The following is a 12,265-nucleotide window of genomic DNA, read 5'->3' as shown; positions in this document are numbered from 1 at the left end:
TCAGGAGGCGTGCCAGAGCGGCCGAATGGGACTCACTGCTAATGAGTTGTCCGCCTTAAAGCGGACCGGAGGTTCAAATCCTCTCGCCTCCGCTGCATAACTGAATAGTTCGACCGGCAAGACCAGGCAAGACCAGCACGACGCTCCACCAGCACGACCAAGCGCCCGTAGCTCAACGGATAGAGCATCTGACTACGGATCAGAAGGTTAGGGGTTCGAATCCCTTCGGGCGCACACAAGCACCATCACGACTCCCGCGGCATCAGCACGACGCCCGGGAGTCGCTGCTTTTTTCGCAACATCATTCCCGGGCGCTGGCGTACTCGTCCAACACCTCGCGCACGTCCGGGCCGTGGGTGTGACGCTGGCCAAATCCGCCCGCGAAGCACAGGCAGCACGCCGATGACCCGGGTGGGGAGCCCCTTGGGCCTCAGACTTCTGCCATATGGCGCTGCGGATTTAGGTACGCACGGGTTCCGGGACTTTCGCGGTGCACACACATTGCCCGGATCGCGCAGCCTGGCTATGGTCCTCATCACCAAGCGCCGTCCGCATCAGCACCATCGGCGCACAAAGAGTCTCAATCGGCAGGTGTTTGAAAAGCCGCCCGGAGTAACTGAATCGTCTTGTACGGTGGCTCGCTCCGTTCCATTTGCCGCATCGCCACCAAGGCCATCGCGACATTCATCAAGCCGACGGCCAGTTCCACGGCGTTGTCCTGCCCAGAACCGGGCCCATCCAGAACAGCAGTCTCTAACTGCTCTCGGGTGCCTGGGCCGAACCCGCCGGGTTCGATCATGTAGCTGTTCAGGATGTCCAGGGCAGTTTGGAAGGCTGTGTACTGCTCAGGTAAGAGAGGCCAATAGGCCGACAGGTCCTCGGTATCGTCGCTCACGTCCGGAGTCTGCCATGGGAGCCGTGGCGCGGGGAGGTACATCTCACCGTGGGTTTGCCCCTGCTTTTTCGGTCGGGCCGGATGCTCTTTGTCCTGGGCCTGTCCAGTGAGGATTTCCACCATTTGGATGGCCCGGCGGACCCGGCGATCGGACGCTTTTGCTGGCAGATTGGCCAGGGAATGCATACGTGCAGGTAGCGGCGCGCCTCGCCAAGCCCGTCGGTGGGTTCAGTTATGTTGCGAACGGGTACCGTCAGTATGTTGGAAGTTGTAAGACAGAGGAGCCGAGTGCCTATTATGGCTGCCATGCCCACGACCGACACCACATCGACTGATCTCCTCCCGCCGTCGGAGCGGGTGCGGTTTGGTTTGCGGTTGGAAGATTCCGATTTTGATCCGCTCGGTCGTGACTTGGACCGCATTCGCGAGGCGGAGCGTTCCGCCGAACTCTCGGCCTCGTCCCTGCGTATCTTCTAGTCAAGATCGCCGCCGGGTCACTTGGGTGTCCGCGTTCAACGACTGGGCCGAGAACCCGCCTGCCTTCGTCACGACCTACGACGTCAAACAGGATCCTGCCGGTTGGCAGAATTTCTTCTCGCGGTACACGGCGGGTCGCGGCAACCCTGCGCTGTTGCAGGTGATCAAAGTTGTGGCGTCGTACAACGTTGAGAGCATCTTGGTCGAAACGCGATATATCGACGCGGATTGGCGAAGCGAGCACTCGCGGTTCTACTCGACGACGTATTCGCGGTATCCGTCGATTGCTCACCGCGCACACTTCTTCACCGCGCCGCTGCCAGCCGACCTTGGCGATCTCTCGGCTATCACCGACCACTACAAGGGGTATACGGTCCTGCGTCCGTTGCCGTCGCAGCCGGTCGGGCGGACAATGATCGAACCACCAGCGGAGCTCGTTGATGGAACTCGCTGTGAGGCAATCGAAAACGTCGACGTTTTGGGTTGGCCCATGACAGTGCGAGGGATGCCGTTCATCAGCCAGGATGCGCAGTACTTGAGGTGCGCGCACTCGGATGTGTGGATGGTGCTGCGACACGCGTACTTGCGCCACCAGCTAGGAAGAAAACTTCCAGCCGAGATTCACGAAGCGACACGCGGTGGCAACGTGGTTGCGCGTCAGGTTCCATCCGAGGGATTGACCCACCAACAGATGATGGCGGGAATGGCGACTCTTGGATTGTCACCTGCCACATTGGCTCTCCCTCAAACTTCGAGCGAGAATCAGGCTGCTGGGTTTCTCGGGCTGTATCCGATTCTCTGCAGGTGCGTGAACAGCAATATCAGTCCGATCGTCTTCTCTGACAATCATGTTTGGCTCGTGGTGGGCTATACGCGGCAGCCGTCCGGCGCTCACCCGAATCTAACGTTGTATCGACATGACGACGCTGCAGGGCCGTATATGAGGGTGAACGATCCATGGAATGAGCCGTCGATATCGCACCAGCCTTGGAGACAGGTGATAATCCCTCTGCCCCCGAAGATCTACATGACTGGCGAGCGGGCAGAAGTGATGGGCCGCTGGTGGTTCGAGCAGTGGTTACAGTCGGCGTCCTCTACTAATCTCCTGCGTCAGGTCCAGGACAGAGGCGATCTGACCTTTCGGACCTACAACGCTGACTCCAGCGACTTCAAGTTTGGCCTCGGAGGCAGAGCCGGCCTCGATCCCGAGGTCGCGCGAAGGTATCGGATGGCACCGTGGCCACGTAACCTGTGGGTTGTCGAGGCGGTAGATCGCACTCTTCGCGGCCAGTCGGGCGGCAGCGTCCTCGGCGAGGTGATCGTCGATCCGACGGCGAATCACTATCCATCGAAGCATGAGCCAGGAATTTTGGCGGCGCATGCACCGGGCTTCTGGTGGATGACCGTGCCAGACGAGGCCACCGATGTGCAGGGCATCTGCACCGAGACATTCTATGAATCCGGGCGGGTTGATCTCAGCAAGTAGGTGAGCCGTCAAGTTGCGATGGTTCTCGCAGAGCCGCTGTTTTCCTAGTACAAACGGGTCCAAATCCCCACGGATTCCCACGCACGGAGACGGACTGATGATGCTCAGTCATGTTGCAGTGCAGTAGGTTAACGGACCTTCACGGATTCCATTTGGCTATATGGACACGCTAGAAGGTTAGGGGTTCGAATCCCCTTCGGGCGCACTCAGGCAGGATGGGTCCATGACCCCGCAGGTGATCCAGCGCTGGATCGACTACATCGACAACCACGACCCGGCCGTCCTCGACGAGCTGCTCGCCGAGGACGCGGTGTTCTATTCACCGGCGGTGTTCACCCCGCAGCGGGGCAAGGCCACCACGGCCAGGTATTTGAACGCCGCCGCGAAACTCTTCGGCGGCACCGACTTCCACTACGTCGAGCAGTGGTACGGCGAGAACTCGGCGATCCTGGAGTTCCAGGCCACCCTCGACGGTGTGGTGGTCGACGGTATCGACATGATCCACTGGGGCGAGGACGGCAAGATCATCTCGTTCAAGGTGATGATCAGGCCGTTCAAGGGCCTGCAGGCGGTCATACCGCGGATGGCGGAGCTGCTCGGCGGGCCGTGACGTCCAGCTGGGCCTGCAGGGCGGTGGTGAACACCGGCTCGGCAAAGTAGTTGCCCTGAGCCACGGTGCAGCCGTACCCGCGCAGCAGTTCGGCGGTCTCGGCATCTTCGACACCTTCGGCGACGCTGGTGATGCCCAGCGTGTGGGTCAGCTTGATCACCGAATGCACGATCGCGGCCGCCCTCGGGTTCGCCAACATGGGCGCCACGAAGTTGCTGTCCAGTTTCAGCTCGTCGATCGGCAGATCCCGCAGATAGCTCATGGTCGCGTACCCGCTGCCGAAATCGTCGATGGAGACCCGGAACCCGGCCCTGCGGAGCCGCTCGATGACATCACGGGCCTGGAGCGCGTTGGCCAGCAGGTAGTGCTCGGTGATCTCGATGGTCACCGCCTCCGGGGGCAGGCCGTGACCGGCCAGCACCGCGCCGATCCGCTCGGGCAGCGTCGCATCGTTGAACGACGGCGCGAACAGGTTGATGGCGACCGGCACCTCGCGGACCCCGGGCCGGTACCAGGCGGCGGCATCGCGGGCCGCCTGTTCCAGCACCAGATCCGTCACGGCGCCCATCAGGCCGTTGCGCCGGATGAGCGGCAGGAACTGATGGGGTGTGAGCACACCGAGGTCGGGATGCGGCCACCGCACCAGCGCCTCGACACCAACGATGTCGCCGGTCGCCAGCGAGATCTGCGGCTGATAGGCCAGCCGGAGATCGCCGCCGTCGACCACCCGGCGCAACTCTCCGAGCAGCCGGATCTCCGAGACCGGCGGAAGACGGATCTGCCCGCTGTCCCCCCACGCCGGCGCGGTGTCCACATCGCCGATCTGCATGCCGGGGACGAACACCTGGATCCCGCCGACGCCGGAACGCTTCGCCACATACATCGCCACGTCGGCCCGCTTGAGCAGTTCCTCGGTGTTGATCGGCGGCTCCGAGTGCCCCGGCGCGGCGACCAAGCCGATGCTGGGGTGGATGTAGACGTCCTCACCGTCGAGCTGGAACGCGTCATCGAAGGCGTGCATGACCCGACCCGCGATCTGCTCGGGGGTTTCCGGACCGGCCTCGAGGATGATCGCGAACTCGTCGCCACCGAGCCGGGCAACGGTGTGGCCCGGAGGAACGCTGCGTACCAGCCGGCCCGCGATCTCGCGCAGCAACTCATCCCCGCAGTGGTGCCCGAGATTGTCGTTGACCAGCTTGAAGTCGTCGAGGTCCAGCGACAGCACAGCCACCTGTCGCCCGTCGCGATGCTGCAGCGCGATGGCGTGATCGAGGCGATCGGTGAACAACAGCCGGTTGGCGAGCCCGGTGAGCGGGTCGCGGAACGCGTGCTCGGCGACTTCCCCGAGCAGTTGTCGATTCTCCAGCAAGACGGTGAGCTGACGGATCAGTGCGGCGATCACCAGGATCGCCACCCCGACCAGCACCGGGCGGGCATTCGTGTCGGGCCACAGGGACGCCACCGCGGCGACGACGGCGAACGGCATCGTCGCGTACGGCAACCACATGATGGTTGTCGGCATCACGCGGCTACCCGAAGTGGCCGAGCCCCGTTTCACGTCGGCCGACATCTTCGCCGCGGCCGCGATCATCAGCAGCCCGGTGACCTTGCTGATGATCGGGAAGCCACCGATCGAGTGGTTGCCCTCCAGTTGCAGGTACAGCGCCGCGACGTCTCCCATCGCGATGGCGATGATGCCCGCGGTGAAGACGCCGAGAATATAGCGACGACCCGCCGGCACGGTGGTCAGCACCAGCACCGACAGGGTGACCATGGTCAGCGCGGCGATCGGGTAGATCGCGGTCAACGCGGCGTCGATGGTGTCGAAACGATGGTCGTGGAACACGCGGTGCAACACCGCCACCCAGACCAACAGGAACAGCGCGGAGGCGATCACCGTGCCATCGAGCAGCTGCCGGAAGACGGAAAGCCTGCTGTTCGCGGCGCGCAACATCCAGACGATGCCGACCGCCGAGGGGAGCGCCAGAAAGCCGATATCGGCCACGGATGGGAACGACGGGTCGATCTGGAGGACCGTCGTGGAATAGAGCCACACCAGGCTGCCGGCGACCCAGCCCAGGCAGCCGAAGGCAATGGCGATCCATCCGATCCGGATCCTGCCCCGGCCGGCGTGGGCGGCCATGGCGGCGCATGCACAGGTCAGTCCACTGAACGCAACGAAGCCGACCGAGCTGACCACGGTCGTCACCTGCGTACCGCCCCAACCGGCAAGCAACCAGCAAACAAACACCAGGTAAACCGCCAAGCCGGCGGCGTAGCTGGGGTTCGACCTGATCATGCGCATTACATGCAGCTTAGAGTGGTCTTCGGGTGCCGAGGATACTAATTGGCCCAGCCGGTCCAGCAACATCATGAGGCTGCGATAGCCTGCCAAGGATGCGTCTTTTGCTGATATCCGACACCCACGTCCCCAACCGGGCACGGGATATACCGGCGGTGGTGTGGGACGCAATCGATGAGGCCGACGCGGTGCTGCATGCGGGTGACTGGATGGCGCCGGATCTGTTGGACCGGCTGCAGGACCGTGCCCGGTTGCTGGTGGCGTGCTGGGGAAACAATGACGGTGACGAGTTGCGGGCGCGGCTGCCCGAGCGGGCCGACGTCACGCTCGGCGGGTTGCGGTTCACCGTCACGCACGAGGCGGGTGTATCGACCGGGCGTGACGAACGGATGGCCCGGCTCTACCCGGACACCGATGTGCTGGTCTTCGGGCACAGCCACATCCCCTGGGACGCGACGGCCTCCACCGGTCTGCGACTGCTCAATCCGGGCTCACCGACCGACCGCCGGCGCCAGCCTTTCTGCACCTATATGACCGCCTCGGTCGACGACGGCGTGCTCACCGACGTCACCCTGCATCGGGTCTAGCGGCACAGATCAGTTCGATGTGCTCTTCGGCCCAGTCACTCAGTGGTGCAAGGGCTTTCAGCAGCGCCTCGCCGGCCGGGGTCATCGAGTACTCCACCCGTGGCGGCACCTCGTGGTAGCTCTCGCGGTGCACCACACCGTGACGCTGTAATTCCTTCAGATGCTGGGTCAGCATCTTCTGTGAGACGCCGGGCAGGCTGCGGTGCAGCGCGTTGAAGCGTTTGGCGCCATCCTGCAGCTCCCACAAGATGAGGGGCTTCCACTTTCCGTCCACCACCGCGAAGCCCGCATCCAAGCCGCAGGTGAACTGGCCCAACTGTCCCATCGACATTCCTTTCCCGCACGTCGCAGCCATTACTTACCAAAAGGTGCGTACCCCACTATTTAGTGGGTACTTGTCGAAAACTCTGTGTCGCACCCACGATGGTGCCATGACGCTGCAACTGCCACCGATCACTTTCATCGGCCTCGGCGAGATGGGTGCGGCGCTGGCCCGCGCCGCCATCGCCGCCGGGCACTCCACCACGGTGTGGAATCGCACCGCTGCGAAGACCGACGGCCTCGGCGCCCGGGTGGCGCGCACCGTCGAGGAGGCGGTGAAATCAGCACCGCTGGTGGTGGTCTGCCTGTTCGACCACCGATCGGTGCACGAGGTCCTCGACCCGGTCGCCGGCCGGCTGGCCGGCGCACAGATCCTGAATCTCACCACCACCTCTCCGGAGAGCGCCCGCGAACTGGCGCGCTGGGCGGACGGGCTGGGCGCCCGGTATCTCGACGGCGGCATCATGGCCACACCGGAGATGATCGCCCGTCCCGGGTCCAGGATCTTCTACAGCGGAAGCCGAGACATTCTCGACGAGCACCGCGCCATCCTCGAACTGTGGGGAACGGCAGAGTATTTCGGTGACGACGCATGGATGGCCTCGCTACATGATCTGGCGTTGCTGTCGGCGATGTACGTGATGTTCGCCGGGTTCTTCCACGGTGCGGCGATGCTGAGCAGGGCTGGGGTGACCGCAGGAGACTTTGCCGCGATGGCGGTGCCCTGGCTGCAGGTGACCGCCGAATCGCTACCGGAGTTCGCCGCCGTCATCGACGGCAACGACTACTCGGTGCCCGGCCAGCAGAGCCTGTTGTTCTCCGACATCACCGACATCATCGAGGCCAGCCGCGATCAGGGGGTCAGCACCGAGGTGGTCGACGTCGTGCAGCGGCTCATTCACCGGCAGATCGACGCGGGCCACGGCACCGAGGGTTTCGCCCGCATCATCGAGGGCATCAGGAGTGCCGCGTGAACGTGACGATTCTGGGCCTCGGGCCGATGGGGCAGGCCCTCGCCGCAGCCCTGCTGGACGCGAAACACCGCACCACGGTGTGGAATCGGACCGCCGCCAAGGCCGGGCCGCTGCTCGCCCGTGGCGCGCTAGCCGCCGCGGACCCGGGCGCCGCCTTGTCCGCGGCGGACCTCGCCCTGATCAACGTCGTGGACCACGCGGCTGTCGACGCGATCCTGACAGCAGCGGGCACCGCCGTCGAGGGCACGGTGATCGTGGGACTGAGTTCAGACACCCCTGAACGGGCGCGCCGGACGGCCGGCCTGGTGGCCGACCTCGGCGGGCACTATCTCGACGGGGCCATCATGACGCCCACGACGACCATCGGGACGCCCGATGCGTCCCTTCTTTTCGCCGGACCACGGGAGCACTACGACGCGGGTGTCGAGGTGTTCAGCGCACTGGGAACGCCGACCTGGCTGGGCGCCGGATACGACCGCGCCGCGGCCTACGATATGGCGCTGCTCGATCTGTTCTGGACGTCGGTCAGCGGATTCCTGCACGCCACCGGCATCGCCAAGGCCCACGGCATCGGTGCCACCGAGTTGTTGCCGCACGCCACCGGCATCGTCGACATCCTCACCCCGATCTTCACCGAGATCACCGAGCGGGTCGAAACCGGAGAGCACGGGCAGGCCGACGCACCGGTGTCCTCGGTGGCGGCTTCGCTGCGTCATCTGATCGCCACCTCACGCGACGTGGGCGCGGATGCCGGTGCACTGGAGGCGTTTGCGCGCATCGTCGAGAGGGCGGTGGCCGACGGGCACGGTGCGCACGAGATCAGCGCCCTGGCTCCGTGATACCGGCGCGCCGGACAGCTCTGCATGGCAGGGTCGTATCCATGGAGCAGAAGCCGCCCACCGCCACCATCGCCGCTGCCAACCTCGCCCAGCGCGACGGCCTGCCGTTCGAGGACACCCGGGATTTCGAGGACGCAGACCGCGGCTTCCTCGGAGCACTGGAGCCGTGCGTGGTGACCGCCGCGGACGGAAGGGTGGTGTGGGACAACGACTCCTATGGGTTCCTGGCCGATGACGCGCCGGACAGCGTGCACCCGAGCCTGTGGCGGCAGTCCCAGCTGTGCGCCAAGCAGGGGCTCTACGAGGTGGTCCCCGGCATTTACCAGGTCCGCGGCCTGGACCTGTCCAATATCAGCTTCATCGAGGGCGACACCGGCATCATCGTCATCGACCCACTGGTGTCCACCGAGACCGCCGCGGCGGCGCTGGCCCTGTACCGGACGCACCGCGGAGACCGCCCCGTCGTCGCGGTGATCTACACCCACAGCCATGTCGACCACTTCGGCGGTGTGCTCGGCGTGACGTCCCAGGCTGATGTCGATGCCGGCAAGGTCGCGGTCATCGCGCCGGAGGGATTCACCGAGCACGCCGTGCAGGAGAACGTCTACGCCGGCACCGCCATGGCCCGCCGTGCCTCCTACATGTACGGCGCGGTGCTGGCCCGCGGCCCGCAAGGACAGGTCGGCTGTGGCCTGGGGCAGACGCCGTCCCTGGGTGAGGTGGCGCTGATCGTGCCCACCGTGGACATCGAGCATACCGGCCAGACCTACACCGTGGACGGCGTCGAGATCGAGTTCCAGATGGCGCCTGGCACCGAGGCCCCCGCCGAGATGCACTTCTATTTCCCGAAGTTCCGGGCGCTCTGCATGGCCGAGAACGCCACCCACAATCTGCACAACCTGCTGACGCTGCGCGGTGCGCTGGTGCGTGACCCACACGGCTGGGCCGGCTATCTCACCGAGGCGATCGACGCCTTCTCCGATCGCACCGATGTGGTGTTCGCCTCGCACCACTGGCCCACCTGGGGGCGGGACAACATCGTCGAATATCTGTCGGTGCAGCGGGATCTGTACGCCTATCTGCACGACCAGACGCTGCGCCAGCTCAACCAGGGGTTCACCGGCATCGAGATCGCCGAGACCTTCCAGATGCCGCCCGCACTCAAGAAGGCCTGGCACACACACGGCTACTACGGGTCGGTCAGCCACAACGTCAAGGCCGTCTACCAGCGCTACATGGGCTGGTTCGACGGCAACCCCGGCCGCCTCTGGCAGCACCCGCCGCAAGCGCTGGGCCCGCGCTATGTGGAGGCGATCGGCGGTATCGATCGGGTGGTCGAGCTCGCCAGGTCCGCCTTCGATGACGGTGACTACCGTTGGGCGGCAACGCTGCTCGACCATGCGATCTTCACCGACGAGAACCATCCGGGTGCCCGCGAATTGTACGGCGACACGCTCGAGCAGCTGGCCTACGGCGCGGAGAACGCGGTGTGGCGCAACTTCTTCCTGTCCGGGGCCACCGAACTGCGGGACGGAAATTTCGGCACTCCCACGCAGACGGCCTCCCCGTCGCTGATGAGTCAGCTGACTCCGGAGCAGATATTCGACATGCTGGCGATCAACATCAACGGGCCGCGTTCGTGGGATCTGGACCTCACGATCGACGTGACGTTCGTCGACCTCGCGACCGCTTACCGGCTGACGTTGCGCAACGGCGTGCTGGTGCATCGCAAGGCTTCAGCCGATCCCTCGACGGCGACGGCGACCGTCACGTTCGCGACCAAGTTGCGACTGCTGGCCTTCGCCGCCGGTGACCGCGACTCGCCCGGGGTGGAGTTCACCGGTGACACCGAGGCGCTGCCCACGCTGCTCGCCGTGCTGGACCGACCGGACCCCGGCTTCAACATCGTCACCCCCTAGTGGGGCGTGCGGAGCGAACTAGGGCATGCCGCCGTCGACGCGCAGGGTCGACCCGCTGGTGTAGCTCGATGCGTCGGAGGCCAGAAACAGTGCGGCTCCGATGATCTCGGGCGGGTTGCCGAGCCGCTTCAGCGCAAAGTGCTGCGCACCGGCCCGGGTCGCTTCGGTATCCCACGCGTCGCTGATGTCGGTCAGGAACGGGCCCGGCATCAGCGTGTTCACCCGTACCGTCGGGCCGAAGGCCAAGGCGAACCCCTCGGTCAGCGCATTGAGCCCGGCCTTGGAGGCGGCGTAGGGCAGAAAGGCGGGATCGGGCCTGCGCGAGCCGCTGGTGCTGACGTTGATGATCGATCCGCCGCCGGCGGCGACCATGCGCTCCCCGACCAGCGCCGAAAGCCGGAACGGGCCCTTGAAGTTCAGGTTCATCACGGAGTCGAAGAGCTTCTCGGACACCGAGGTCAGCGAATCGTAGAGCGGCGACATGCCCGCGTTGTTGATCAGCACGTCGACCTTGCCGAACCGCTCGTAGGACGCCTCGACCAACCCGTCGAGCTGATCCCAGCGCCCGACGTGCACCGCGTAGGGGAATGCGGCCCGGCCGGTCGCGGCGGTGATCTCCTCGGCGGTGGTGACACACGACTCGTACTTGCGGCTGGCGATGATCACGTCGGCGCCGCACCCGGCCATCGCGAAGGCCATCTCGCGGCCCAGTCCGCGACTGCCACCGGTGATCAGCACCACCCGGTCGGTCAGGTCGAACAGGGTGTCGGCATAGCCCATCATCGGCTCCTGGCGGTATCGCGGATGACTTTGTGCACGAATCCCAGCTTGTCCACCACCGGCTGCGGAATGTCGAAGGGATACAACGGGTTCTTGCCCATGGCCGTGTTCACCCGGTTGAAGAACAATGACATCCACTTCCAGTCGAACAACATCCGTTCGATGGGCTCGTCGTCGTAGGACTCCAGCGCCACGATGTCGCGTGGCGCGTTGAACCGCACCCGGTCGGCGTGCAACACCATGCCCGCTTCCCTGGCGGTGTCCATGGTGTCGGCGATGTGCAGGTAGTGCGCGAAACACTCCGCGAAGTCCTCCCACGGATGCATGGTGGCGTACTCGGAGATGTAGGTCGCCTCCCAGCCCCGCGGGGCACCGAGGTTGTAGTGCCGGTCGATCGTCTCGCGGTAGCCGGCCCGCTCGTCACCGAACAGCCGGCGGCACTCGTCGAGATAGATGTCTGCGCCGCAGCCGTTTTCGACGAGCACGTTCTGGTAGTAGTGGCCCACCTCGTGGCGGAAATGGCCGAGCATGGTGCGGTACGGCTCACCGAGGCGCACCCGCAGCGACTCCCGGTAGTCGTCCAGGGATTCGACCAGGTCGATGGTGATCACCCCGTTGGCGTGACCGATGATCACCTTCTCGCCGGTGCTGTGGCTGGACAGCAGATCGAAGGCCAGGCCGCCGTCACGCAGCCAGTACGGCTCGATCGGCAAGCCGATGTCCGCGAGCTGGAACACCAGCCGGCGCAGGGCGAGCGTGGTCGGTATCAGCTTCTCCCGCGCCAGGGTGTCGTCGGCGTCGGGTTCGTGGCGGATCAGCGAACCGGCCAGGCACCGGCCGCGCGGGCCCGCCTCCTGCTCCTCGCGGGCCAGCCAGTTGCAGCTCAGCGTCTGGTACTGAGTGCACCGGATCCACCTGATGCCCTCGTACATCGCCCCGCCGTCAGCCAGGGCCAGCATGGTGCGCGACGGCAGATGCAGGCCCACCGCGGTCCCGCACCGGGCACAGTGATCGGCCTCGAACGCCATGAAGCTGTCGCACACCGGGCAGGCGAAAGCACGCACGAGACCTATGG

Annotated in this window: 12 protein-coding genes and 2 tRNA genes; 9 read left to right on the top strand and 5 right to left on the bottom strand. The window is 65.1% G+C overall.

The window, feature by feature from the left end; genetic code table 11:
* Positions 1 to 3: 3 nt before the first annotated feature.
* Together C6A86_RS26940 and C6A86_RS26935 are read left to right on the top strand one after the other, a co-directional pair.
* Positions 4 to 92, top strand: a tRNA-Ser gene (locus C6A86_RS26940).
* 69 nt (positions 93 to 161) lie between these two features.
* A tRNA-Arg gene (locus C6A86_RS26935) sits at positions 162 to 234 on the top strand.
* 346 nt (positions 235 to 580) lie between these two features.
* Here C6A86_RS26935 and C6A86_RS26930 read toward each other — a convergent pair.
* Positions 581 to 895, bottom strand: a complete 315-nt coding sequence (locus tag C6A86_RS26930) for a hypothetical protein (protein WP_233213047.1) — start codon at positions 893 to 895, stop codon at positions 581 to 583.
* A 306-nt stretch (positions 896 to 1,201) separates the two neighbouring features.
* Between C6A86_RS26930 and C6A86_RS26925 the strand changes: the two genes are divergently transcribed.
* The 3 genes from C6A86_RS26925 (at position 1,202) to C6A86_RS26915 (ending at position 3,468) form a co-directional block, all read left to right on the top strand.
* Positions 1,202 to 1,372, top strand: coding sequence for a hypothetical protein (locus C6A86_RS26925; RefSeq protein ID WP_158263275.1), 171 nt, complete (start codon positions 1,202 to 1,204; stop codon positions 1,370 to 1,372).
* A 25-nt stretch (positions 1,373 to 1,397) separates the two neighbouring features.
* On the top strand, positions 1,398 to 2,858 hold the full coding sequence (locus C6A86_RS26920) for a hypothetical protein (RefSeq protein ID WP_105363886.1): 1,461 nt from the start codon (positions 1,398 to 1,400) through the stop codon (positions 2,856 to 2,858).
* 223 nt (positions 2,859 to 3,081) lie between these two features.
* Positions 3,082 to 3,468: a nuclear transport factor 2 family protein gene (locus tag C6A86_RS26915; RefSeq protein WP_105363885.1), complete on the top strand. Its 387-nt coding sequence runs from the start codon at positions 3,082 to 3,084 to the stop codon at positions 3,466 to 3,468.
* On the opposite strand, the gene C6A86_RS26910 is transcribed toward C6A86_RS26915, so the two are convergent.
* On the bottom strand, positions 3,431 to 5,677 hold the full coding sequence (locus tag C6A86_RS26910) for a bifunctional diguanylate cyclase/phosphodiesterase (RefSeq protein ID WP_158263274.1): 2,247 nt from the start codon (positions 5,675 to 5,677) through the stop codon (positions 3,431 to 3,433). The genes C6A86_RS26915 and C6A86_RS26910 overlap by 38 nt on opposite strands.
* Before the next feature lie 188 nt (positions 5,678 to 5,865).
* Between C6A86_RS26910 and C6A86_RS26905 the strand changes: the two genes are divergently transcribed.
* Positions 5,866 to 6,357 (top strand): metallophosphoesterase, encoded by a 492-nt coding sequence (locus C6A86_RS26905; protein ID WP_311100938.1) that lies wholly within the window; start codon positions 5,866 to 5,868, stop codon positions 6,355 to 6,357.
* Here C6A86_RS26905 and C6A86_RS26900 read toward each other — a convergent pair.
* Positions 6,338 to 6,682, bottom strand: coding sequence for a helix-turn-helix domain-containing protein (locus tag C6A86_RS26900; RefSeq protein ID WP_199196031.1), 345 nt, complete (start codon positions 6,680 to 6,682; stop codon positions 6,338 to 6,340). The genes C6A86_RS26905 and C6A86_RS26900 overlap by 20 nt on opposite strands.
* Positions 6,683 to 6,788: 106 nt before the next feature.
* Between C6A86_RS26900 and C6A86_RS26895 the strand changes: the two genes are divergently transcribed.
* The 3 genes from C6A86_RS26895 to C6A86_RS26885 are packed head-to-tail and all read left to right on the top strand — an operon-like array spanning position 6,789 to position 10,410.
* The gene (locus C6A86_RS26895; RefSeq protein WP_105361469.1) at positions 6,789 to 7,652 is read left to right on the top strand and encodes an NAD(P)-dependent oxidoreductase; all 864 of its coding nucleotides are present in this window, start codon (positions 6,789 to 6,791) and stop codon (positions 7,650 to 7,652) included.
* Positions 7,649 to 8,491 carry an NAD(P)-binding domain-containing protein gene (locus C6A86_RS26890; RefSeq protein ID WP_396834348.1) on the top strand — a complete coding sequence of 281 codons (843 nt, stop codon included), beginning with the start codon at positions 7,649 to 7,651 and terminating at the stop codon, positions 8,489 to 8,491. The genes C6A86_RS26895 and C6A86_RS26890 overlap by 4 nt, the downstream gene beginning before the upstream one ends.
* Before the next feature lie 41 nt (positions 8,492 to 8,532).
* The gene (locus C6A86_RS26885) at positions 8,533 to 10,410 is read left to right on the top strand and encodes an alkyl sulfatase dimerization domain-containing protein (protein ID WP_311100937.1); all 1,878 of its coding nucleotides are present in this window, start codon (positions 8,533 to 8,535) and stop codon (positions 10,408 to 10,410) included.
* An 18-nt stretch (positions 10,411 to 10,428) separates the two neighbouring features.
* On the opposite strand, the gene C6A86_RS26880 is transcribed toward C6A86_RS26885, so the two are convergent.
* Complete coding sequence (locus C6A86_RS26880; RefSeq protein WP_105362520.1) at positions 10,429 to 11,190, bottom strand: SDR family NAD(P)-dependent oxidoreductase; 762 nt, start codon at positions 11,188 to 11,190, stop codon at positions 10,429 to 10,431.
* On the bottom strand, positions 11,190 to 12,254 hold the full coding sequence (locus tag C6A86_RS26875) for a putative zinc-binding metallopeptidase (RefSeq protein ID WP_105362532.1): 1,065 nt from the start codon (positions 12,252 to 12,254) through the stop codon (positions 11,190 to 11,192). Before C6A86_RS26875 ends, C6A86_RS26880 begins: the two co-directional genes overlap by 1 nt.
* Positions 12,255 to 12,265 lie beyond the last annotated feature (11 nt).

Origin of the sequence: Mycobacterium sp. ITM-2016-00316 (assembly GCF_002968335.2) — a bacterium.
Classification (GTDB): Bacteria; Actinomycetota; Actinomycetes; order Mycobacteriales; family Mycobacteriaceae; genus Mycobacterium.
The sequence above is the reverse complement of the archived record's forward strand: the minus strand, read 5'-3'. Positions and strand labels throughout refer to the sequence as shown.

Bases quoted from the DNA above. Each gene is read 5' to 3' on its own strand.
- C6A86_RS26925 (WP_158263275.1), top strand. From the start codon at position 1,202: ATGCCCACGACCGACACCACATCGACTGATCTCCTCCCGCCGTCGGAG.
- C6A86_RS26915 (WP_105363885.1), top strand. From the start codon at position 3,082: ATGACCCCGCAGGTGATCCAGCGCTGGATCGACTACATCGACAACCAC.
- C6A86_RS26905 (WP_311100938.1), top strand. From the start codon at position 5,866: ATGCGTCTTTTGCTGATATCCGACACCCACGTCCCCAACCGGGCACGG.
- C6A86_RS26900 (WP_199196031.1), bottom strand. From the start codon at position 6,682: ATGGGACAGTTGGGCCAGTTCACCTGCGGCTTGGATGCGGGCTTCGCG.
- C6A86_RS26895 (WP_105361469.1), top strand. From the start codon at position 6,789: ATGACGCTGCAACTGCCACCGATCACTTTCATCGGCCTCGGCGAGATG.
- C6A86_RS26885 (WP_311100937.1), top strand. From the start codon at position 8,533: ATGGAGCAGAAGCCGCCCACCGCCACCATCGCCGCTGCCAACCTCGCC.
- C6A86_RS26880 (WP_105362520.1), bottom strand. From the start codon at position 11,190: ATGGGCTATGCCGACACCCTGTTCGACCTGACCGACCGGGTGGTGCTG.